Annotated in this window: 16 protein-coding genes; 8 read left to right on the top strand and 8 right to left on the bottom strand. The window is 61.3% G+C overall.

The genetic code is table 11. From position 1 onward, the window contains the following. Positions 1-93: 93 nt before the first annotated feature. The gene (gene queF / locus MKS85_RS17990; RefSeq protein ID WP_139050702.1) at positions 94-924 is read right to left on the bottom strand and encodes an NADPH-dependent 7-cyano-7-deazaguanine reductase QueF; all 831 of its coding nucleotides are present in this window, start codon (positions 922-924) and stop codon (positions 94-96) included. A 61-nt stretch (positions 925-985) separates the two neighbouring features. Further along, positions 986-1,507 (bottom strand): cupredoxin family protein, encoded by a 522-nt coding sequence (locus tag MKS85_RS17985; RefSeq protein ID WP_310663051.1) that lies wholly within the window; start codon positions 1,505-1,507, stop codon positions 986-988. 151 nt (positions 1,508-1,658) lie between these two features. On the opposite strand from MKS85_RS17985, the gene MKS85_RS17980 reads away from it, so the two are divergent. Then, positions 1,659-2,339, top strand: coding sequence for a heavy metal response regulator transcription factor (locus MKS85_RS17980; RefSeq protein ID WP_047227225.1), 681 nt, complete (start codon positions 1,659-1,661; stop codon positions 2,337-2,339). Beyond that, complete coding sequence (locus MKS85_RS17975) at positions 2,336-3,688, top strand: heavy metal sensor histidine kinase (protein ID WP_288916202.1); 1,353 nt, start codon at positions 2,336-2,338, stop codon at positions 3,686-3,688. Before MKS85_RS17980 ends, MKS85_RS17975 begins: the two co-directional genes overlap by 4 nt. 184 nt (positions 3,689-3,872) lie before the next feature. On the opposite strand, the gene MKS85_RS17970 is transcribed toward MKS85_RS17975, so the two are convergent. The 3 genes from MKS85_RS17970 to MKS85_RS17960 form a co-directional block, all read right to left on the bottom strand. Next, the gene (locus MKS85_RS17970; protein ID WP_047227223.1) at positions 3,873-5,117 is read right to left on the bottom strand and encodes a lipoprotein-releasing ABC transporter permease subunit; all 1,245 of its coding nucleotides are present in this window, start codon (positions 5,115-5,117) and stop codon (positions 3,873-3,875) included. Between the two features lie 63 nt (positions 5,118-5,180). Then, a complete protein-coding gene (gene lolD, locus MKS85_RS17965; RefSeq protein WP_162843734.1) occupies positions 5,181-5,864 on the bottom strand; it encodes a lipoprotein-releasing ABC transporter ATP-binding protein LolD in 684 nt (227 codons plus the stop codon). Between the two features lie 7 nt (positions 5,865-5,871). Continuing rightward, positions 5,872-7,122: a lipoprotein-releasing ABC transporter permease subunit gene (locus tag MKS85_RS17960; RefSeq protein ID WP_047227222.1), complete on the bottom strand. Its 1,251-nt coding sequence runs from the start codon at positions 7,120-7,122 to the stop codon at positions 5,872-5,874. A gap of 94 nt (positions 7,123-7,216) precedes the next feature. Between MKS85_RS17960 and MKS85_RS17955 the strand changes: the two genes are divergently transcribed. Then, positions 7,217-7,813 (top strand): PilZ domain-containing protein, encoded by a 597-nt coding sequence (locus tag MKS85_RS17955; RefSeq protein WP_076385586.1) that lies wholly within the window; start codon positions 7,217-7,219, stop codon positions 7,811-7,813. After that, positions 7,810-8,532 carry a glycerophosphodiester phosphodiesterase family protein gene (locus MKS85_RS17950; protein WP_047227220.1) on the top strand — a complete coding sequence of 241 codons (723 nt, stop codon included), beginning with the start codon at positions 7,810-7,812 and terminating at the stop codon, positions 8,530-8,532. Before MKS85_RS17955 ends, MKS85_RS17950 begins: the two co-directional genes overlap by 4 nt. A gap of 42 nt (positions 8,533-8,574) precedes the next feature. Here MKS85_RS17950 and sthA read toward each other — a convergent pair whose 3' ends face one another. Together sthA and MKS85_RS17940 are read right to left on the bottom strand one after the other, a co-directional pair. After that, entirely contained in the window at positions 8,575-9,969 is a 1,395-nt protein-coding gene (gene sthA, locus MKS85_RS17945; RefSeq protein WP_310663050.1) for a Si-specific NAD(P)(+) transhydrogenase, read from the bottom strand. 210 nt (positions 9,970-10,179) lie between these two features. After that, entirely contained in the window at positions 10,180-11,178 is a 999-nt protein-coding gene (locus MKS85_RS17940) for an FAD:protein FMN transferase (protein WP_310663049.1), read from the bottom strand. 225 nt (positions 11,179-11,403) lie between these two features. On the opposite strand from MKS85_RS17940, the gene MKS85_RS17935 reads away from it, so the two are divergent. Next, complete coding sequence (locus MKS85_RS17935) at positions 11,404-12,702, top strand: MFS transporter (RefSeq protein WP_310663048.1); 1,299 nt, start codon at positions 11,404-11,406, stop codon at positions 12,700-12,702. A 154-nt stretch (positions 12,703-12,856) separates the two neighbouring features. Here MKS85_RS17935 and MKS85_RS17930 read toward each other — a convergent pair whose 3' ends face one another. Then, the gene (locus MKS85_RS17930) at positions 12,857-14,320 is read right to left on the bottom strand and encodes a glyceraldehyde-3-phosphate dehydrogenase (RefSeq protein ID WP_047227217.1); all 1,464 of its coding nucleotides are present in this window, start codon (positions 14,318-14,320) and stop codon (positions 12,857-12,859) included. Positions 14,321-14,488: 168 nt separating this feature from the next. On the opposite strand from MKS85_RS17930, the gene mfd reads away from it, so the two are divergent. Genes mfd through MKS85_RS17915 form a run of 3 tightly spaced genes read left to right on the top strand, consistent with a single transcriptional unit; the run spans position 14,489 to position 21,220 of the window. Beyond that, positions 14,489-17,938, top strand: coding sequence for a transcription-repair coupling factor (gene mfd / locus MKS85_RS17925; protein WP_188251484.1), 3,450 nt, complete (start codon positions 14,489-14,491; stop codon positions 17,936-17,938). A 10-nt stretch (positions 17,939-17,948) separates the two neighbouring features. Further along, the gene (locus tag MKS85_RS17920) at positions 17,949-18,515 is read left to right on the top strand and encodes a CsiV family protein (protein WP_047227215.1); all 567 of its coding nucleotides are present in this window, start codon (positions 17,949-17,951) and stop codon (positions 18,513-18,515) included. 11 nt (positions 18,516-18,526) lie between these two features. Further along, a complete protein-coding gene (locus MKS85_RS17915; RefSeq protein WP_310663047.1) occupies positions 18,527-21,220 on the top strand; it encodes a DEAD/DEAH box helicase in 2,694 nt (897 codons plus the stop codon). Positions 21,221-21,399 lie beyond the last annotated feature (179 nt).

The following is a 21,399-nucleotide window of genomic DNA, read 5'->3' as shown; positions in this document are numbered from 1 at the left end:
TGGGAGCGAGCCCGCTCGCGATAGGTGGCTCAGCCAACATCAATGCTGAATGTGCCTGACTCATCGCGAGCAGGCTCGCTCCCACAGGATTATTTATTGCCGGACCAGGCGATGGTTCGGCAGCTGTACCTCTTCGGTACTGCGATACGGGTTGATGTCCAGCCCACCCCGCCGCACATAGCGCGCATACACCGTCAATTTTTCCGGTTTGAGCAAGCGTTGCAGGTCGAGAAAGATCCGCTCCACGCACTGTTCGTGGAAATCCGAATGCTGGCGGAAGCTGACGATGTAGGCCAACAGGCTGGCAGGGTCCAGCGCCGCACCGCGATATTGCACTGCAACGCTGCCCCAGTCCGGCTGGCTCGTCACCGGGCAATTGGATTTGAGCAGATGGCTGTGCAGGCTTTGCTCCACGATGCGCGAATCATCGCAGCGCAGCAGCTCCGGGCGCGGATGCTCGTAGGAGTCGACGGTGATGTCCAAGTCATCGATGCACACGCCGGGTAATGCCACGACCCCTTCACTTTCCACGTCCTTGAGGCTGCGGATGCGCACGCCCACCGGTTTACCGGCGGCCGCCGACAGGTCCTGACGCAGGGTTGCTTCCAGGCTCGCGGTATCAGCGAATGGCGTCTGGTTCAGCGAGTTGAGGTACAGCTTGAAGGATTTGGATTCGATGATGTTTGGTGAATCCGCCGCGATTGCGAATTCACCGATGGCCACCACCGGTTTGCCAGACGGCAGCAACCACGACAGCTCGAAACAGTTCCAGAAATCCACGCCCTTGTACGGCAGGGTCTCGGCCGTCAGGCCCAGTTCCGCCCATTTCGCGGTGCGCGGGATCGGAAACAGCAGTGACGGCGTGTACGTGGCGATGTATTCGCTGGATTTGCCCAGCGGCGAATGTTCGGCTGCGGGATGCATGACGGAAACCTGACTGAAGAATCAGCCAATTCTATCAGCCTTTGCCCCAGCCTTTGAGTGCTTACTGACTGACTGTCAGCTTGCCTTTCATCCCGGCCTGGTAATGGCCGGGCACATTACAGGCGAACTCCAGCCGCATGGCCTTGTTGAAGGTCCAGGTCAGCTCGGCGGTTTTGCCCGGCTCCACCAGCACACTGTTGGGGTCTTCATGGCGCATGCCGGCGTCCCCGTGCCCCATGGAGTCATGGGCCATCCCTTGCTTCATTGCGGTCGGGGTCAGTTGTCCGCTCTGTTGCATCTTGAGCATTTCCTGCTGATGCTGGGCGTGCATCGCGGCATTGCCCAGGTTGAACTCATGCAGCAACTGACCTTTATTGATCAGCACGAACCGAACGGTCTCGCCAGCCTTGATATCAAGTGCACCGGGGTCGAAGGTCATGTCCCCCATCACCACATCGATGCTGCGACTGGCCTTGGCCGCCGAGGCAGGCTGGCCGAAATCAAAATGGCCCGGTGACGCCCACGTGGGCGTACTGAGCACCAGTGCAAAGGCGGTCAGGATCAAGCGGTTTGCCATTAACATGTCCATACTCCTGTCAGATTCAGCGTGTGAGAACTCTATCTCTGCACACCTGCCAATCGGCTTACGGCTCGATTACAACTTTGTCAGGTAGAGCCACGGCCACGTCCGACGCGGTATAACGCCCTCGTTCCAACAACGCCTTGAGCTGCCCATGAAACTGCTGATCGTCGAAGACCAAACCAAAACCGGCCAATACCTGCGCCAGGGCCTGACCGAAGCCGGGTTCAACGCCGACCTGGTGGCCGATGGCATTACCGGCCAGCAATTGGCCTTGAGCGGTGAATATGCCTTGCTGATCCTCGATGTGATGCTGCCCGGCCGCGATGGCTGGCAGATTTTGCAGGCCGTGCGCGGGGCCGGCCTGGATACGCCGGTGCTGTTTCTCACCGCGCGGGATGCGGTCCAGGATCGCGTGCATGGCCTGGAGTTGGGCGCCGACGATTACCTGGTCAAACCCTTTGCCTTTTCCGAACTGCTGGCGCGAGTCCGCAGCCTGTTGCGCCGTGGTAGTTCGACGCCCCAGGAAACCAGCTTGCGACTGGCGGACCTGCGCCTGGACCTGATCCGCCGCCGCGTCGAACGCAGCGGCCAGCGCATCGACCTCACGGCCAAGGAGTTCGCGTTGCTGGAAATGCTCCTGCGTCGCCAGGGCGAGGTCCTGCCCAAATCCCTGATTGCTTCCCAGGTCTGGGATATGAATTTCGACAGCGACACCAACGTCATCGAGGTCGCGATACGGCGCCTGCGAATCAAGATCGACGACGATTTCCCCAGCAAGCTGATCCACACCGTGCGGGGCATGGGGTATGTCCTTGAAGAGCGCAACCTGTGAGGGGGCGTTGGTCGCTGAGCAGCCGGCTGGCGCTGCTGTTCGCCGCCTGCACCGCCGTGGTCTCCCTGTTTGCCGGCGTGCTGTTCAGCCGTGGCAGCGAGGCGCACTTCATCGAGCTGGATCAGCAACTGCTCGAAGGCAAACTGATCGGCCTGCGTCGCGCCCTGCAGGGGCTTGATGCCGAGCAAACCCAAAACCGTCTGGCAGATGAACTCAGTCGCCAGGCCGACCTGGCCTTGCGCATCAAGGATAGCGATGGCGTGCGCTGGTACGACAGTTCGCTGCGGATTCCGGCTCAGTTGCCGGAGCGTCCCGGCCTGTCCACCCTCAGCGATGCCGACACTGACTACCGGGTATTGAATGCACCGCTGTACCCCGACCGCCCGGACTCGCCGCAACTGACGCTGCTGCTGGACATCACCCACCACCAGCATTTCCTGCAACGCATGCAGCGCCTGATCTGGCTGACGGTCGGCCTCTCGGCCCTGGCTACCGCCCTGCTCGGGGCCTGGGCCGCCCGGCGCGGCTTGCGACCGTTGCGGCGTATGGGGGCCATCGCCGGCAGCGTCTCGGCCCGCTCTCTCAATGCCCGACTGCCGGAAGAACACATGCCCGCCGAACTGGCGGAACTGGCCCACAGCATCAATGACATGCTCCGACGTCTCGATGATGCGTTTCAACGGCTCTCGGCGTTCTCTGCCGACATCGCCCATGAACTGCGCACCCCTTTATCGAACCTGCTGACCCACACCCAGGTCACCCTCACCCGCGAACGCTCGCTGGAGGATTATCGCGAAGCACTGCACAGCAATCTTGAAGAGCTGCAATGGATGGCGCAGTTGGTCAACGACATGCTCTATCTGGCCAAGGCTGACCACGGCTTGCTGGCACCCAGCCGCGAACCGCTGGAACTGGCTCAGGAAGTGGATCTGCTGCTGGAGTTTTTCGCCCCGCTGGCCGAAGACGCCCACGTCCGCTTGAGCCGTGAAGGCAACGGCCGCATCGACGGAGACCGCAGCATGTTGCGCCGGGCCCTGTCCAATTTGCTGGACAATGCTTTGCGCTTCACGCCTGACGGTGGCGAAGTACGGGTACATATTGTCGAGGGCGCTGGGCAGATGCATGTGAACGTGGAGAACAGCGGTGACGGGATTTCAGCGCATTTGCTGCCGCGTTTGTTCGACCGTTTCTATCGCGCCGACCCGGCCCGCCAGGAAGGCAGCAGTGAACACGCCGGGCTGGGGCTGGCCATCACCCGCTCCATCGTCCGCGCCCATGGCGGGCAGATCCGCTGCGAATCGGCCGATGGCTGGACGCGGTTTTTGATCGAGTTGCCGAAGGAAGATTAAGCCCAACGCAAACCCTGGTGGCGAGGGGATTTATCCCCGCTGGGCTGCGAAGCGGCCCTAAACCCTGGCACCTGGGTGTAGCAGGCAGGTTGAGTTGACTGTATTGGGGCTGCTTCGCAGCCCAGCGGGGATAAATCCCCTCGCCACAGAGAGTGTCGCCCTTGGCACAAGGTTTTGCGCTGATTCAGGAATAGCGCAACGCCTGCGCCGGCTCGACCTTCGCCGCACGCCAGGCCGGGTAAACCGTGGCGAGGAAGCTCAGGATGAACCCGGCCGAGCAGATCAGCACCACATCACCGCGTTGAAGCTCCGAGGGCAGGTTGCTGACGAAATACACATCGGAACTGAAAATATGCTGGCCAGTGACCCTTTCCACCCAACCCACTAAATCACTGACGTTCAGTGCCGCAATCACCCCCAGCACGCCGCCAATCAGCGTGCCGACCACGCCAATCACCGTGCCCTGGACCATGAAAATCGCCATGATCTGCCGTGGCGTGGCGCCGATGGTGCGCAGGATCGCGATATCCGCGCCCTTATCGTTCACCACCATGATCAGGGTCGCGATGATGTTGAAGGCCGCCACCGCGACGATCATCAACAACAGCAGGCCGATCATGGTTTTTTCCATCTTCATGGCACTGAACAGGCTGCCCTGAGTGTGGGTCCAGTCGTCGGCCTTGTAGTCCGCGCCGAGGCCCGTGGCGATGTCGCCGGAAACTCGCGGTGCTGCGTACAGGTCCTTGACCGCCAGGCGCACGCTTTGCACCTGGTTTGGCTGCCAATGCTGCATTTGCGCGGCGTCGGCCACGTGGATCAGCGCCATGGAGCCATCCAGTTCGGCGCCTACCTTGAACACGCCGACCACATTCAAGCGCTGCATCCGCGGGGTGATGCCGCCCGGCGCGGTGCTGATTTCCGGCACGATCAGGGTCAGTTTGTCCCCGACGTTCAAACGGAAGCGCCGAGCAGTGATTTCGCCGATCACCACGCCAAACTCGCCCGGTTTCAAGGCATCGAGACGCCCCTGGACAATATGCTGGGCGACAATGGACACCTTGCCCTCCTGGGCCGGGTCGATGCCGCTGATCTGGATCGGTTGCATCGCGCCTTTATGGCTGAGCATGCCTTCCATTTCAGTGAACGGCACGGCAGCGATCACCTCAGGATTTTTCAGCGCCGCGGCAGCCACCGGCTGCCAGTCGTCGATCGGCTTGACGCCGACGATGGTGGCGTGGGGCACCATGCCCAGGATGCGCGAGCTCATTTCGCGCTGGAAGCCATTCATCACCGACAGCACCACGATCATCGCCAGCACCCCCAGGGCGAGGCCGATCATCGAGGTCATGGAAATGAACGAAACAAAGCGATTGCGGCGCTTGGCGCGGGTATAGCGCGTGCCGATGAAGATCGATAACGGTCTGAACATTCGCGGGGCACCGTATGAAAATAAAAGACCCGGCGCTTGCAGCAAGCGCCGGGTTTCGGTCGGTCAAATGGGCGTCAGGCAACCTTCCTGCAAGTGCAGGACGCGGTCCATCTGCCGGGCCAGGTTCATGTCGTGGGTCACCACCAGGAACGCGGTACGCATTGAGGTACTGAGTTCCAGCATCAGGTCCTGAATGCCTTGGGCGGTGTGGGAGTCGAGGTTGCCGGTCGGCTCGTCGAGCATCACCAGCCCCGGCTTGTTGACCAGGGCCCGGGCAATCGCCACGCGCTGGCGCTCGCCACCGGACAACTCCGCCGGCTTGTGCTCCAGACGATGGCCCAACCCGACCCGCTCCAACAACGCCGTGGCCCGCTGGCGGGCTTCAGGGATCGCGGTGCGACCGATCAGCAGCGGCATGCAGACGTTCTCCAGCGCGGTGAACTCGGGCAGCAAATGGTGGAACTGGTAAACGAAGCCCAGGGAACGGTTACGCAGCAGGCCACGGGCCTTCTCGTTCAGCGCCGAGAGTTCTTCGCCGGCCAGCCAGACACTGCCGGCAGTCGGTGTATCGAGGCCGCCCAACAGATTGAGCAAGGTACTTTTGCCCGACCCGGACGTACCGACAATCGCCACACGCTCGCCCGGATGCAGCTCCAGCTGCAAGCCCGACAACACCACCACCGACTCCGGCCCCTCCTCGTAGGATTTGCCCAGGTTACGGCAGCTCAAGATTGCTTTTTCACTCATACCCGACTCACTCATAACGTAACGCCTCCGCAGGCTGGGTGCGCGCGGCACGCCAGGCTGGATACAGGGTGGCGAGGAAACTCAGGACCAACGCGGCGCCGCAGACCATCAACACATCATCTGTCTGCAACTGCGACGGCAGGTAGTCGATGAAGTACACGTCGGCGTTGAGAAACTTGTGCCCGATCAGGCCTTCGAGAGCAGCAATCGCGGCGCTGACGTTCAGCGCGGCAAACATCCCGACCAAGGCGCCGACCACCGTACCGATCACGCCAATGACCGTGCCCTGGACCATGAAGATCCGCATGATCTGCCCCGGTGTGGCGCCAAGGGTGCGCAGGATGGCGATGTCGCCTTTCTTGTCGTTCACCACCATCACCAGAGTGGAGATGATGTTGAACGCGGCAACGGCGACGATCAGCAGCAATAGCAGGCCGATCATGGCTTTTTCCATGCGGATCGCCTGGTACAGGTTGCCGTGGGTGCGGGTCCAGTCTCGGGCGTAGTAGCGGTCTTCGCCAAGCTGCTGGGCGATGGTCCACGCGACGCGCGGCGCCTGGAACAGATCATCGAACTTCAGCCGCAGGCCCTGGACCTGATCCGGCTTCCAGCGATGCAGGCGCGCCAGGTCCTGAAGGTTGGTGACGCCCAGGTAACCGTCCAGCTCGCCGGCGCCGACATGGAAAATGCCGACCACGGTAAAGCGCTTCATGCGCGGGAACATGCCGCCCGGGGTCACGGTGACTTCCGGTGCCACGAAGGTCAGCTTGTCGCCGATGGCGGCGCCGAGCTTGGCAGCGGCCTTGTCACCGATGACGATGCCAAAGCTGCCTGGCGCCAGGTCGTCGAGTTTGCCCTGCTTCATGAAGTTGTCGATGATCGAAACCTGCCGCTCAAGCCCAGGGTCAATGCCATTGAGCAAGACCTTGGAAACCTTGCCATTGTGGGTCAGCAGCCCCTGCATCTGGGTGAACGGCGCAACCGCCAGCACCTGCGGGTTCTGCTTGACCTTGGCGGCCAGGCTCGGCCAGTCGCTGATGGCTTCGCCGGTTTCGAGGGTGGCGTGGGGCACCATGCCCAGCACGCGAGTGCGCATCTCATGGTCGAACCCGTTCATCACCGACAGCACGACGATCATCACGACCACGCCAAGGGCCAGCCCGATGATTGAAGTCAGGGAAATGAACGATACGAAATGATTGCGACGTTTTGCACGGGTATAACGCGTGCCGATAAATACGAAGAGAGGTCTGAACATGTCGGGGCTTGTTCGGAGGGAAAAGGAACGTCCTTGTGGCGGGGGTCACAAACCAGCTTTACACTCAGACCACCGCCGCTACCATGGGTTCGCCATGTCGACATTAGATGAAGAAGATCGCCGCGAATACTACCGTATCGAGGACACGATCGCACTGGAAATTCGGCCCCTCTCCATTCCTGAAGCTGCTGGCCAGGAAGTGTTGCAGGATGCTTCTCCACTGTTCAATCTGCTCAGCGAATTGCACCTGAGCGAATTCGAATCGCAACACCTGCTGCGCCAGATCAGCGAGCGCGAGCGTAGCATCGCGGCTTACCTCAAGGCGATGAACAAACGCATCGACCTGCTCAGTCAGGTCATTGCCCTGACGGCGCTCGGCGAAATCGGCGAACCGCAGCCGGTGATCATCTCCGAGGGCGGCATCGACTTTCAGCACGCCACGCCTGTCGGCGTTGGCACGCACCTGTCGATCAAGATGGTGCTGATGCCCCAGGCCCTGGGGCTGTTGCTCCGGGCCCGGGTCACTCATTGCGACCCCAAGGGCGACGGCTATGACGTGGGCACCGAGTTCGAACGCCCCACCGACGCCCAGCGCCAGTTGCTGGCCCGCTACATCCTGCAGAAACAGGCGCAAGAACGACGCCTGGCGCGGGAACTGAACGAATCCGGCATCAATAAGGAAGAACCGTGACCCTCATTTATGGCCACCGTGGCGCCAAGGGCGAAGCGCCAGAAAATACCCTGACCGGTTTTCAGGAGTGCCTCAAGCACGGCGTGCGCCGATGCGAGCTGGACCTGCACCTTTCAATGGACGGCGAGTTGATGGTGATCCACGACCCGACCCTCAAGCGCACCACTGATCGCCGGGGCAAGGTGGTGGAGCATTCGGCCGCCGAGCTGGTGACCTACGATGCGCGCAAGGGTGGCCCGGGCTGGATCAAGCCGTGCCCGATCCCACGCCTGGAGGAGCTGTTCGAAAAATGTGATTTCGAGCATTGGCAACTGGAGGTCAAGAGTGCCTCACGCACCCGTGCCGCCGCCACCGTGCTGGGGATCCGCGAAATGGCCCAGCGTTTCGGGTTGCTGGACAAAATCACCATCACCTCCAGCTCCCGGGAAGTGCTCAAGGCTGCCCTGGACCTGACCCCGGACATCTCCCGCGGGCTGGTGGCCGAATACGCCTGGCTCGACCCGCTGAAGGTCGCCCAGAGTTACGGCTGCGAGATTCTGGCGCTCAACTGGACGCTGTGTACGCCGGAACGCCTGATCAAGGCCCAGCGGCAGGGGTTGCATGTATCAGTGTGGACCGTCAACGAACCCGCGCTGATGCGCAGGCTCGCCGACTTCGGCGTTGACAGCCTGATTACAGACTTTCCCGGTTTGGCCACTGCCACCCTCGAGAATTGCTGAAATCGGTCTCCCCGGCCGGCTCAGGCCACCGGCCGGAGCCGCTCAAAAAAGCCGGTTGAGCCCGTCATAGGCCGCTACCCGATAGGCTTCGGCCATGGTCGGGTAGTTGAAGGTCGTGTTGACGAAGTATTTCAGCGTGTTCAGCTCGCCCGGCTGGTTCATGATCGCCTGGCCGATGTGAACGATCTCCGACGCCTGGTAACCGAAACAGTGCACGCCCAGCACTTCCAGCGTCTCGCGGTGGAACAGGATCTTCAGCATGCCCTGCGGCTCTCCGGCGATCTGCGCCCGCGCCATGCTCTTGAAGAAGGCCTTGCCCACTTCATAGGGCACCTTGGCCTGGGTCAGCTCCTGCTCGTTCTTGCCGATCGAGCTGATCTCCGGAATGGTGTAGATGCCGGTCGGTACGTCGTTGACGAAGCGCCAGCTCCCGTTGTCGACAATGCTGCCGGCCGCTGAACGGCCCTGGTCATGGGCGGCGCTGGCCAGGCTCGGCCAACCGATCACGTCACCGGCGCCGTAGATGTTCGTCACACAAGTGCGGTAGTTCTCGTCAACTTCAATCTGGCCACGGCTGTTGACCTTCACGCCGATGTTTTCCAGGCCCAGGGTGTCGGTGTTGCCGGTACGGCCGTTGCACCAGAGCAAGGCGTCGGCCTTGATCTTCTTGCCGGACTTGAGGTGCAGGATCACGCCGTTGTCCACGCCTTCGACGCGGTCGTAGTCCTCGTTGTGACGCACGGTGATGTTGTTGTTGCTGAAGTGATAGCTCAGGGCCTGGGAGATTTCCGAGTCCAGGAAGCTCAGCAACTGGCCACGGTTATCCACCAGCTCCACCAGCACACCGAGGCCGCTGAAGATCGATGCGTATTCGCAACCGATCACCCCCGCGCCGTAGACAATCAGCTTACGCGGGGTGTGGCCCAGGCTCAGGATCGTGTCGCTATCGTAGATACGTGAGTGGTTGAAATCGATATCGGCCGGACGATACGGGCGCGAGCCGGTGGCGATGATGATGTGCTTGGCCACCAGCTTTTCGACCACGCCATTGCCGCAAACCACTTCAACGGTCTGCTCGTCGGCAAAGCTGCCGGTGCCAAAGAACACGTCGACCCGGTTGCGGGCGTAGTAACCGGTGCGCGAGGCGACTTGCTTGGAGATCACCTTCTCGGCGCTCTTGAGCACGTCCGGGAAGGAGAACCAGCGCGGCTCGCCGATGGCGCGGAACATCGGGTTGGTGTTGAACTGCATGATCTGCCGGACCGAGTGACGCAAGGCCTTGGACGGGATGGTGCCCAAGTGGGTGCAGTTGCCACCGACCTGCCGACGGCTGTCGACCATCGCGACCTTGCGCCCTGCCTTGGCGGCGTTCATTGCCGCGCCCTCTCCCGCCGGGCCGGAACCCAATACCACCACGTCGTAGTTGTAGACAGCCATGCGTACTCCTCAGAACAGGCCGCGGCACCACATTTGGCACCACGGCTAAATCATGCCGGCCAGCGACATGAAGGAACAATTTGGGGCCGGTTCATGAGCCCGGCCACAGTCTATAGAAGCGTCAACGCCGCGCACATTACCCCTTGGTCGCGTCGTAGGCTAGTTTTGCCTGCGCTATTTCGCCACAGGTATGCTTTCACAACGCTGTCATCATTGGGTTTTTCCGCGACTGATCCGTTCAAACTCATCATTGGTGCGAACAATAAAACGGTCATTGTCCCGCAATACGAAAAATACCCCGACACCGTATTTTTCGGCATAGTCCCAACCCCGTTCAGGACCGAGAATCAGCAACAGCGTCGATAGTCCATCGGCCATCAACGCCGAAGGATGAATCACCGTGACTGACGCCAGGTTGTGTAGGACCGGCGTACCGGTACGCGCATCAAAGGTGTGGGAATAACGTCTGCCGCCCTGTTCGAAATATTTACGGTAGTCGCCCGAGGTGGAAACCCCGTAGCCGTTGACCTCGATAACGCGCTCAGCCACCCGCCGGTCGTCCCGGGGTTCTTCCAGGGCGATACGCCAGGCGGCACCATCGGGTTTGCGTCCGGCGGCCTTGAGTTCGCCGGTGACCTCGGCCAGATAGCTGTCGATGCCCAAGGCCTTGAACCGGCTGGCGATGCGGTCGACGGCATAACCGGCTGCGATACTGTTGAAGTCGACTTCCACCGCGGCGTCTTTGCACAAGCGGTCGCCGTCGATGCGCAGATGAGCATGCCCGACGCGTTGGCGCACCTGGGCCAGGGCTTCTGCGGTCGGTACTTTCTCTGCTCGGGACTGGGGACCGAAGCCCCACAGGTTGAGCAGCGGCTCCACCGTCAGATCGAAAGAGCCGTCGCTTTGGGAGGACAACTGCTCACCCACGCGGATCAACTCCAGGACAGGGCCAGGCATGATCTGGCAGCTATTGGCCGGCAACGCATTGAAACGTTCGATGTCCGAATCGCTGCGATAGGTCGAGAACAGTCGATCCACTTCGGCGAGGATGCTTTCCACCTCGGCCCGCACCGCTTTCGGTCCAGGTGCGGCGGAATGCCTGACGTACTGAATCGAATAGTGGCTGCCCATGGTCGGGCCGTCGAAGCGCTCCAAGGTGTCGCCGTTGCCGCAACCGGACAACACGCCGAGCAGCACCACAAGCCCCATCCATCGTCCAGTTAACAAATCTTCATCCCCCCTCGAAACCGCGCCGGCCATTATGGGCTTCAGCGCCCTTCAGTCCAGATGCAAAAAACTGTGGGAGCGAGCCTGCTCGCGATAGCGTCGGATCAAACGACATTGATGTGACTGACACACCGCTATCGCGAGCGGGCTCGCTCCCACAGTGGGTGCAGCGCTTTCATACAAGATTGTCAGAGTGAGTACCTACCCATGCCATCCAACACCAGCAACGGCAAGGCGATCTTTCGCGTTGTCAGCGGCAACTTCCTGGAGATGTTCGACTTCATGGTCTATGGCTTCTACGCCACGGCCATTGCCAAGACGTTCTTCCCGACCGACAGTGCTTTCGCCTCGCTGATGCTGTCCCTGGCCACATTTGGCGCCGGGTTCTTGATGCGCCCGTTGGGGGCGATTTTTCTCGGGGCCTACATCGACCGGCACGGCCGCCGCAAAGGCTTGATCATCACCTTGGCGATGATGGCCGCCGGCACCGTGCTTATCGCCTGTGTGCCGGGTTACACCACCCTCGGCGTGGCGGCACCGCTGCTGGTGCTGCTGGGGCGATTGCTGCAGGGCTTTTCCGCCGGTGTTGAGCTGGGCGGCGTGTCGGTGTATCTGGCGGAAATTTCCACACCGGGACGCAAGGGTTTCTTTGTCAGTTGGCAATCCGCCAGTCAACAGGCCGCCGTCGTGTTCGCCGGCCTGCTGGGCGTTGGCCTCAATCACTGGCTGAGTCCCCAGGAGATGGGCGAATGGGGCTGGCGCGTGCCGTTCCTGGTGGGTTGCATGATTGTGCCGGTGATATTCGTGATCCGTCGTTCACTGGAAGAAACACCTGAGTTCCAGGCGAGAAAACATCGCCCTGCCTTGTCGGAAATCATCCGCTCCATCGGTCAGAACTTCGGCATCGTCCTGGCGGGCATGGCGCTGGTGGTGATGACCACGGTGTCGTTTTACCTGATCACGGCGTACACGCCGACCTTCGGTAAAGCCGAATTGAACCTGTCGGACCTGGATGCGTTGCTGGTGACGGTATGCATCGGGCTGTCGAACTTCTTCTGGCTGCCGGTGATGGGCGCTTTTTCCGACAAGATCGGACGCAAGCCCTTGCTGCTGGGAGCGACTATTCTGGCGATCCTCACGGCATATCCGGCGCTGTCCTGGCTGGTGGCGAACCCCAGCTTCAGCCATTTGCTGATCGTGGAGTTGTGGTTGTCGTTCCTGTATGGATCGTACAACGGTGCCATGGTAGTCGCCTTGACGGAAATCATGCCGCTGGAAGTGCGCACCACCGGCTTCTCCCTGGCCTACAGCCTGGCAACAGCGACCTTCGGCGGGTTTACGCCAGCGGCCTGTACTTATCTGATTCATGTGCTGGGCAACAAGGCCGCGCCGGGGATCTGGCTCAGTGGCGCGGCGGTGTTGGGGCTGATTGCTACCTTGGTGTTGTTCAGGGGTAATCGTCATGAACTGCGGACTGCACAGGCTTCAGTCGTCGGCGGCGCCTGACACATCGCTATCGCGAGCAAGCTCGCTCCCACAGTTGACCGCGTATACCCTGTGGGAGCGAGCTTGCTCGCGATGAGGCCGGCCCAGCCAACACAAAATCTCCAGACAAAAAAACGCCCCGACAAGTCGGGGCGTTTTCACAAGCGGCTAAAGCTTAGCGCGGGAATGCTGGCGGGTTGACACCGGCCATGTCTTCCATCACGCGAACGACCTGGCAGCTATAACCGAACTCGTTGTCGTACCAGACGTACAGCACAACGCGGTTATCCTGAACGATGGTCGCTTCAGCGTCGACCACACCAGCATGGCGCGAGCCAACGAAGTCGGTGGACACCACTTCCTGGGAATTGACGAAATCGATCTGCTTGTGCAGGTCGGAGTGCAGCGCCATATAGCGCAGGTACTCGTTCATCTCTTCACGGGTGGCGGCTTTCTCAAGGTTCAGGTTGAGGATGGCCATCGACACGTTCGGCGTCGGCACACGGATCGCGTTGCCGGTCAGCTTGCCGGCCAGCTCAGGCAAAGCCTTGGCAGCAGCGGTGGCGGCACCGGTCTCGGTGATCACCATGTTCAGCGCGGCGCTGCGGCCACGACGGTCGCCTTTGTGGAAGTTGTCGATCAGGTTCTGGTCGTTGGTGTACGAGTGAACGGTTTCAACGTGACCGTTGATGATGCCGAACTTGTCGTTCACAGCCTTGAGCACCGGCACGATGGCGTTGGTGGTGCACGAAGCGGCGGAGACGATCTTGTCGTCAGCGGTGATTTCGTTGTGGTTGATGCCGTGAACGATGTTCTTGAGCTTGCCCTTGCCAGGTGCGGTCAGAACAACGCGGTCGACACCCGGGCACGCCAGGTGCTGGCCCAGACCATCGGCGTCACGCCATACACCGGTGTTGTCCACCAGCAGTGCGTCCTTGATGCCGTACTGGGTGTAATCCACCTCGGTCGGGTTCTTCGCGTAGATCACCTGGATCAGGTTACCGTTGGCCGTGATGGTGTTGTTTTCTTCGTCGATGGTAATGGTGCCGTTGAACGAACCATGGACCGAATCGCGACGCAGCAGGCTGGCGCGCTTGGTCAGATCGTTCTCCGCGCCTTTGCGCACCACGATGGCACGCAGGCGCAAACCATCGCCACCACCGGTTTTCTCGATCAGGATGCGCGCCAGCAGACGACCGATACGCCCGAAGCCGTAGAGCACGACGTCAGTGCCTTTGCGTGCCGAAACGTTTTGCTGGCCAACCACATCAGCCATCTCTTCGCGAACGAACTGCTCGGCGCTACGGCCATTGCCTTCGTTACGGAATTTGAACGCCAGCTTGCCCAGGTCCACCGAAGCCGCGCCGAGCTTGAGCTCGCTCATGGCCTTGAGCAGAGGGAATGTTTCGTGGACGGAGAGTTCGCTGTCGTCGGAAGAACGGTGGCGAGCAAAGCGGTGAGCCTTGAGAATCGCGATGACAGACTGGTTGATCAGGCTGCGGCCATAGATCGAGCTCACCACGTTGTTATTGCGGTAGAGCTGACCGATGAGAGGGATCATCGCTTCTGCGAGTGCTTCACGATCGATCCATTCACCAAGACACTGGTCGGGCTTCTGAGTCACGGGAACCTTCCACATGTAGGGGCTGAAAAAAGGGGCTACATTATGCCGCCGACTCTTCGGCGGAGCAATGCGCGCCTGTCGCACCGTGGTTTTCCTGTTCGCCAGGGTAGTCTGCGACTGACAGCCGCCCCCTTCCCCCGCTACAATTGCCGACTTTGTCGCAACGCTGGAGCTCAACCTTCCGTGCCCGTTCTGCGTCTCCCGCTTCTCCCTGCCGCGGCAGGTAAACAGCACTGGGGCAACCTGCCCGGTGCCGCCCTGAGCCTGGCCATTGCCGAGGCTGCCAGCGCTGCAAAGCGCTTTACCCTGCTGCTGACCGCCGACAGCCAAAGCGCCGAGCGGCTCGAACAGGAACTGAGTTTCTTCGCCCCGGATTTGCCCGTGCTGCATTTCCCGGACTGGGAAACCCTGCCCTATGATCTGTTTTCGCCCCACCAGGACATCATTTCCCAGCGAATCGCCAGCCTTTATCGGTTGCCGGAGCTCAGTCATGGCGTTTTGGTAGTGCCGATCACCACGGCCCTACATCGCCTGGCACCGACCCAGTTTTTGCTCGGCAGCAGCCTGGTGCTGGACATCGGCCAGAAGCTCGACGTCGAGCAAATGCGCAGCCGTCTTGAAGCCAGTGGCTATCGTTGCGTCGACACGGTGTACGAGCACGGCGAGTTCGCGGTACGCGGCGCGCTGATCGATCTGTTCCCGATGGGCAGCAAGTTGCCTTACCGCATCGACCTGTTCGATGACGAAATCGAAACCCTGCGCACCTTCGACCCGGAAAACCAACGCTCCATCGACAAAGTACAGTCGGTGCGCCTGCTGCCGGCCAAGGAATTCCCGCTGCAAAAAGACGCCGTGACCCGCTTCAAGGCGCGCTTTCGCGAACGTTTCGATGTGGATTTCCGTCGCTGCCCGATCTTCCAGGACCTGAGCAGCGGGATCACTCCCGCCGGTATCGAGTACTACCTGCCGCTGTTTTTCGAAGAAACCTCCACCCTGTTCGATTACCTGCCCCAGGACACCCAGGTGTTTTCCCTGCCCGGCATCGAGCAGGCGGCGGAAAACTTCTGGAACGATGTGCGCAATCGCTACGAAGAGCGCCGCGTCGATCCTTCCCGTCCTTTATTGCCACCGGCCGAGCTGTTCCTGCCGGTGGAAGACTGCTTCGCCCGGCTCAAGAACTGGCCACGCGTGGTGGCAAGCCAGCAGGACGTGGAAACTGGCGTCGGCCGCGAACGCTTCCCGGCCAAGGCCTTGCCGGACCTGGCGATCGAAGCCAAGGCCACGCAGCCACTGGCGGCCCTGGCCGGTTTTCTCGACGGTTTCCCCGGCCGCGTGCTGTTCACCGCCGAATCCGCCGGTCGTCGTGAAGTGCTGCTGGAACTGCTTGAACGCCTGAAACTGAGGCCGAAAACCGTCGATAGCTGGCCAGACTTCGTCGCCGGCAAAGATCGCCTGGCGATTACCATCGCGCCGCTGAACGATGGCCTTGTCCTGGAAGACCCGGCCCTGGCGCTGGTGGCCGAAAGCCCGTTGTTCGGCCAGCGCGTCATGCAGCGTCGGCGTCGCGAGAAACGCGCCGACGCCGCCAACGACGCGGTCATCAAGAACCTCACCGAGCTGCGCGAGGGCGCGCCAGTGGTGCACATCGACCACGGCGTAGGCCGCTACCTGGGTCTGGCGACCCTGGAAATCGACAACCAGGCCGCCGAGTTCCTCACCCTTGAATACGCCGAGGGTGCCAAGCTCTACGTGCCGGTGGCTAACCTGCACCTGATCGCCCGCTACACCGGTAGCGACGACGCCCTGGCGCCGCTGCATCGGCTGGGTTCGGAAACCTGGCAGAAAGCCAAGCGCAAGGCCGCCGAACAGGTGCGCGACGTGGCTGCCGAACTGCTGGACATCTATGCCCGGCGCGCGGCCCGCGAGGGGTATGCCTTCGCTGACCCGAAAGCCGACTACGAAACCTTCAGCGCCGGGTTCCCCTTCGAGGAAACCGTCGACCAGCAAACCACCATCGAGGCCGTGCGCGCTGACATGCTCGCGCCCAAACCGATGGATCGGCTGGTGTGCGGCGATGTCGGTTTCGGCAAGACCGAAGTGGCGATGCGCGCCGCATTCATTGCCGTGCACGGCGGCAAGCAGGTGGCAATCCTGGTGCCCACCACCCTGCTTGCCCAGCAGCACTACAACAGTTTCCGCGACCGCTTCGCCGACTGGCCGGTGACCGTGGAGGTGATGAGCCGCTTCAAGTCCACCAAGGAAGTGAACGCGGCGGTGGCCGATCTGGCCGAGGGCAAGATCGACATCGTCATCGGCACGCACAAACTGCTGCAGGACGATGTGAAGATCAAAAACCTGGGGCTGGTGATCATCGACGAAGAGCACCGCTTTGGCGTGCGCCAGAAAGAACAGCTCAAGGCCCTGCGCAGCGAGGTCGACATCCTGACCCTGACGGCCACGCCGATCCCGCGCACGCTGAACATGGCGGTGTCGGGCATGCGTGACCTGTCGATCATCGCCACGCCGCCGGCCCGTCGCCTGTCGGTGCGCACCTTCGTCATGGAGCAGAATAAAAGCACGATCAAGGAAGCCCTGCTGCGCGAGCTGCTGCGGGGCGGCCAGGTCTATTACCTGCACAACGACGTCAAGACCATCGAGAAATGCGCCGCCGATCTGGCCGAGCTGGTGCCGGAAGCGCGCATCGGCATCGGCCACGGGCAGATGCGCGAACGTGAACTCGAACAGGTGATGAGCGATTTCTACCACAAGCGCTTCAACGTGCTGATCGCCTCGACCATCATCGAGACCGGCATCGATGTGCCGAGCGCCAACACCATCATCATCGAGCGCGCCGACAAATTCGGCCTGGCCCAGTTGCACCAGTTGCGCGGTCGGGTCGGGCGCAGTCACCACCAGGCCTACGCCTACCTGTTGACGCCACCGCGCCAGCAGATCACCCCGGACGCGGAAAAGCGCCTGGAAGCCATCGCCAACACCCAGGACCTGGGCGCCGGTTTCGTGCTGGCCACCAACGACCTGGAAATCCGCGGTGCAGGCGAGTTGCTGGGCGACGGCCAGAGCGGCCAGATCCAGGCCGTGGGTTTCACCCTGTACATGGAAATGCTCGAACGGGCGGTCAAGTCGATCCGCAAGGGTGAGCAACCGAACCTCGACCAACCGTTGGGCGGCGGGCCGGAAATCAATCTGCGGGTGCCGGCGCTGATCCCGGAAGACTACCTGCCGGATGTCCACGCACGGCTGATCCTCTACAAACGCATCGCCTCGGCCACTGACGAAGAAGGCCTCAAGGACCTGCAAGTGGAGATGATCGACCGCTTCGGTCTGCTGCCGGAGCCAACCAAGAATCTGGTGCGTACCACCTGGCTCAAGCTCAAGGCCGAGCAACTGGGCATCAAGAAAGTCGACGGCGGCCCCAATGGTGGTCGTATCGAGTTCGAAGCCCAGACGCCGGTCGATCCGCTGGTACTGATCAAGCTGATCCAGGGCCAGCCCAAACGCTACAAGTTTGAAGGTGCCACGATGTTCAAGTTCATGGTGCCCATGGAACGCCCGGAAGAGCGTTTCAATACCGTAGAAGCGCTGTTCGAGCGCCTCACTCCGCCCCCTGCTTGAAGGACGCCCCATGCGCCTGTTTCGCTCACTGACCTTGTTGATGACCCTGGTCGCTCCCCTGGCGTTTGCCGATGACCTGTATCAGGTTGAAATGATCCTGATGCGCCAGAACGCCGAACCGGCGATTGTCAGCCGCGCCGCACCGGAGGACTGGGACGCGGGCGCGCAACGCCTGGACGCGAAGAGCCAGCGCACGCCTGCATTGGGTCACATCGTGGAAAAACTCAACGCCAGTGGTCAGTACACGGTGCTGATGCACAAAGCCTGGCAGCAGAACCTGGGCGAACAGGGCAGCCGAATCGCCGTCAGTGATGGCGCAGAACAGTTCGGTCAGTTCCCCATCGAAGGGACCCTGGAACTTAAGCTGGGGCGGTTTACCGACGTGGATGCCGACTTCTGGATCAACCAGATCGACACCAATGGCCTGGTCACTTCCAGCGAACGCCTCAAACAGCAGAGCCATACCAAAAATGGCCAGTTGAATTTCCTCGACAACGGCCACCTCGGCCTGCTGATCAAAATCACCTCGCTGACTGCGCCTGCGCCACGGCAGGCGCCTGACGTCATTCCGGACTGATCGGCGCGCCTATGCCCTCGCCCCTGAGCAAACCCCTGGCACCCTCCTGGGTCAATCGATTCAAGGAACAGAGCCTGGAGCGCGGGCGCCGTTACGCGCTGGAAAACCGCGTCAGGATCGTCGAGGCTGGCGACAGCACCATCACCGCCAGTTGTGAAGGCTCTGGGGGTAACGTTTACCGCCAGACGATTCGTCTGAAAGAATCAGCCAAAGGCACGTTGATTCTGCTTGAAGCCGCCTGTACCTGCCCGGTGCGCATCAACTGCAAGCACTGCGCGGCGGTACTGCTGCAAGTCCAGGAAACCCTGGCCTACCCGGCCGCCGAGAAAGACGCGCAGTTGCTGGAGAAACTCCAGGCCGTGCTGGAAAACCGCAGCCCCAAGGCCCCGCCGCAAGTGCTGGTGGACAACGTCCAACCAATGCCGCGGCTGTGGCTGGCGAGCATCGAGTTCAGCGCTTTCGAGCCGCGCAATGGCAAGATGCAGCGCTACATCCAGCACCGCGCCGCCCTGTCTTTCAGCTACCTGGACGAATACGTCAGCGGCCAGCGCAACACTGACGTACTGATTCGCCAGGACACACAGACGCTGCGGATAAAACGCCAGACAGAAGTGGAGCAGTCCTACCGCGAACAGCTTCGAATCCTCGGCTTCAAAATCGCAACCCGACAAAGCAAGGCCCTGCCCGAAAGCGCCGGTGAACTGTACGAGATGGTCAACGACAGTGCGTGGCTGACGTTCACCCTCAACGATCTGCCGAAACTGCGCAGCCAGGGCTGGGAGTTGCAGATCGACGAGGATTTCGGTTTCGACCTGACGGCGGTGGACGAATGGTACGCCACGGTCGAAGAAACGCCGGAACGGGACTGGTTCGATCTGGAACTGGGGATCATCGTCAACGGTGAACGATTGAGCCTACTGCCGATTCTGCTGAACCTGATGCGTTCGCACATCGAGCTGTTCAACCCGGAACGCCTGGCCAGGCGCCGCGATGACGAACTCATTCTGGTCAATTTGCCTAACCGTCCGAACTCCGAGTTCGGCCCGCAGCAAGTGGCCCTGCCCTATGGCCGGCTGAAACCGGTGCTGGCCACCCTGGGCGAGTTTTACCTGCAAGAACCGGGCACCACCAAACTGCGCTTGAACAGCGCGGATGCCCTGCGCCTGAACCCGCTACAAGACATGCCCTTGCGCTGGGAAGGCGGCGAACACATTCGTGGCCTGGCCCAGCGCCTGCGGGACATCAAGGACTACACCAGCACGGCGCCAGAAGGTCTGAACGCCACGCTGCGGCCTTATCAGCTCGAAGGTTTAAGCTGGATGCAATCGCTCAGGCAACTGGAAGTCGGCGGCATCCTCGCGGACGACATGGGCCTGGGCAAAACCCTGCAAACCCTGGCGCACATCCTCAGCGAAAAAAACGCCGGGCGCCTCGACCGCCCTTGCATGGTGGTCATGCCCACCAGCCTGATCCCCAACTGGCTCGACGAGGCCGCCCACTTCACCCCGCAACTCAAGGTGCTGGCCTTGTACGGCGCCGGGCGCAAGAAGCACTTTGACCGGCTGAACGATTACGACCTGGTCCTCACCACCTATGCGCTATTGCCCAAAGATGTCGAGCGCCTGGCGGCGCAGCCGTTGCATGTGCTGATCCTCGATGAAGCCCAGTACATCAAGAACCCGAACAGCAAAGCCGCCGAGGCCGCCCGCGAACTCAACGCCCGCCAGCGGCTGTGCCTGTCCGGCACGCCGCTGGAAAACCACCTGGGTGAATTGTGGTCGTTGTTCCACTTCCTGCTGCCGGGATGGCTCGGGGACGTCAAGAGCTTCAACCGCGACTACCGCGTGCCGATTGAAAAGCGCGGCAGCGATGTGCGACTGCAGCACCTCAACGGTCGGATAAAACCTTTTCTGCTGCGCCGGACCAAGGAGCAAGTGGCGACAGAACTGCCACCCAAGACCGAGATCATTCATTGGGTCGAGCTCAGCGATGCCCAGCGGGACGTCTACGAAACCATGCGCCTGGCCATGGACAAGAAGGTACGCGACGAGATCACCCGCAAAGGCGTGGCTCGCAGCCAGATCATCATTCTCGAGGCGCTGCTCAAGCTGCGCCAGGTCTGTTGTGACCTGCGCCTGCTCAACGATGCCGCCTTGCCTGCCCGCGGCAGCACCTCGGGCAAGCTCGACAGCCTGATGGAGATGCTCGAAGAGCTGTTTGAAGAAGGTCGCCGGGTGCTGCTGTTTTCTCAGTTCACATCGATGCTGTCGCTGATCGAAGACGAACTGAAGAAACGCGGCGTCGATTACGCCATCCTGACCGGCCAGACCCGGGACCGACGTACGCCGGTCAAGGAATTCCAGAGCGGCAAGCGTCAGATCTTTCTGATCAGCCTGAAGGCCGGCGGCGTAGGCCTGAACCTCACCGAGGCCGACACGGTGATCCACTACGATCCATGGTGGAACCCCGCCACCGAAAACCAGGCGACCGACCGCGCCTATCGCATCGGCCAGGAGAAGCCGGTGTTCGTCTACAAAATGATTGCCCGAGGCACGGTGGAAGAAAAGATTCAGCTGCTGCAAAAGGAAAAATCCGACCTCGCAGCCGGCGTATTGGACGGGCGCGTGGCCGGAGACTGGAAACTGCAAAGCGACGATATCGAGGCACTGTTCGCGCCATTGCCGGACAAGCTGGAAAAACGCTGATTCACAGCAATCCCTGTGGGAGCCGAGCCTGCTCGCGATAGCGGTGATTCAGTTGTTGGAGATCTTGGCTGTGCCGCCGTCATCGCGAGCAAGCTCGCTCCCACATGGCCCTGAGGTGAGCGCCGGATAGGTCTGCACCTGAACTGGCCTAATGATTTTGGACACTTCAATCGGGCGCT

Origin of the sequence: Pseudomonas sp. JL2 (assembly GCF_031570495.1) — a bacterium.
Taxonomy (GTDB): Bacteria; Pseudomonadota; Gammaproteobacteria; order Pseudomonadales; family Pseudomonadaceae; genus Aquipseudomonas; species Aquipseudomonas rhizophila.
This window is presented reverse-complemented; position numbering and strand designations above follow the sequence as displayed.

Bases quoted from the DNA above. Each gene is read 5' to 3' on its own strand.
- queF (WP_139050702.1), bottom strand. From the start codon at position 924: ATGCATCCCGCAGCCGAACATTCGCCGCTGGGCAAATCCAGCGAATAC.
- MKS85_RS17985 (WP_310663051.1), bottom strand. From the start codon at position 1,507: ATGTTAATGGCAAACCGCTTGATCCTGACCGCCTTTGCACTGGTGCTC.
- MKS85_RS17980 (WP_047227225.1), top strand. From the start codon at position 1,659: ATGAAACTGCTGATCGTCGAAGACCAAACCAAAACCGGCCAATACCTG.
- MKS85_RS17970 (WP_047227223.1), bottom strand. From the start codon at position 5,117: ATGTTCAGACCGTTATCGATCTTCATCGGCACGCGCTATACCCGCGCC.
- lolD (WP_162843734.1), bottom strand. From the start codon at position 5,864: ATGAGTGAAAAAGCAATCTTGAGCTGCCGTAACCTGGGCAAATCCTAC.
- MKS85_RS17960 (WP_047227222.1), bottom strand. From the start codon at position 7,122: ATGTTCAGACCTCTCTTCGTATTTATCGGCACGCGTTATACCCGTGCA.
- MKS85_RS17955 (WP_076385586.1), top strand. From the start codon at position 7,217: ATGTCGACATTAGATGAAGAAGATCGCCGCGAATACTACCGTATCGAG.
- sthA (WP_310663050.1), bottom strand. From the start codon at position 9,969: ATGGCTGTCTACAACTACGACGTGGTGGTATTGGGTTCCGGCCCGGCG.
- MKS85_RS17940 (WP_310663049.1), bottom strand. From the start codon at position 11,178: ATGGGGCTTGTGGTGCTGCTCGGCGTGTTGTCCGGTTGCGGCAACGGC.
- MKS85_RS17935 (WP_310663048.1), top strand. From the start codon at position 11,404: ATGCCATCCAACACCAGCAACGGCAAGGCGATCTTTCGCGTTGTCAGC.
- MKS85_RS17930 (WP_047227217.1), bottom strand. From the start codon at position 14,320: ATGTGGAAGGTTCCCGTGACTCAGAAGCCCGACCAGTGTCTTGGTGAA.
- MKS85_RS17920 (WP_047227215.1), top strand. From the start codon at position 17,949: ATGCGCCTGTTTCGCTCACTGACCTTGTTGATGACCCTGGTCGCTCCC.
- MKS85_RS17915 (WP_310663047.1), top strand. From the start codon at position 18,527: ATGCCCTCGCCCCTGAGCAAACCCCTGGCACCCTCCTGGGTCAATCGA.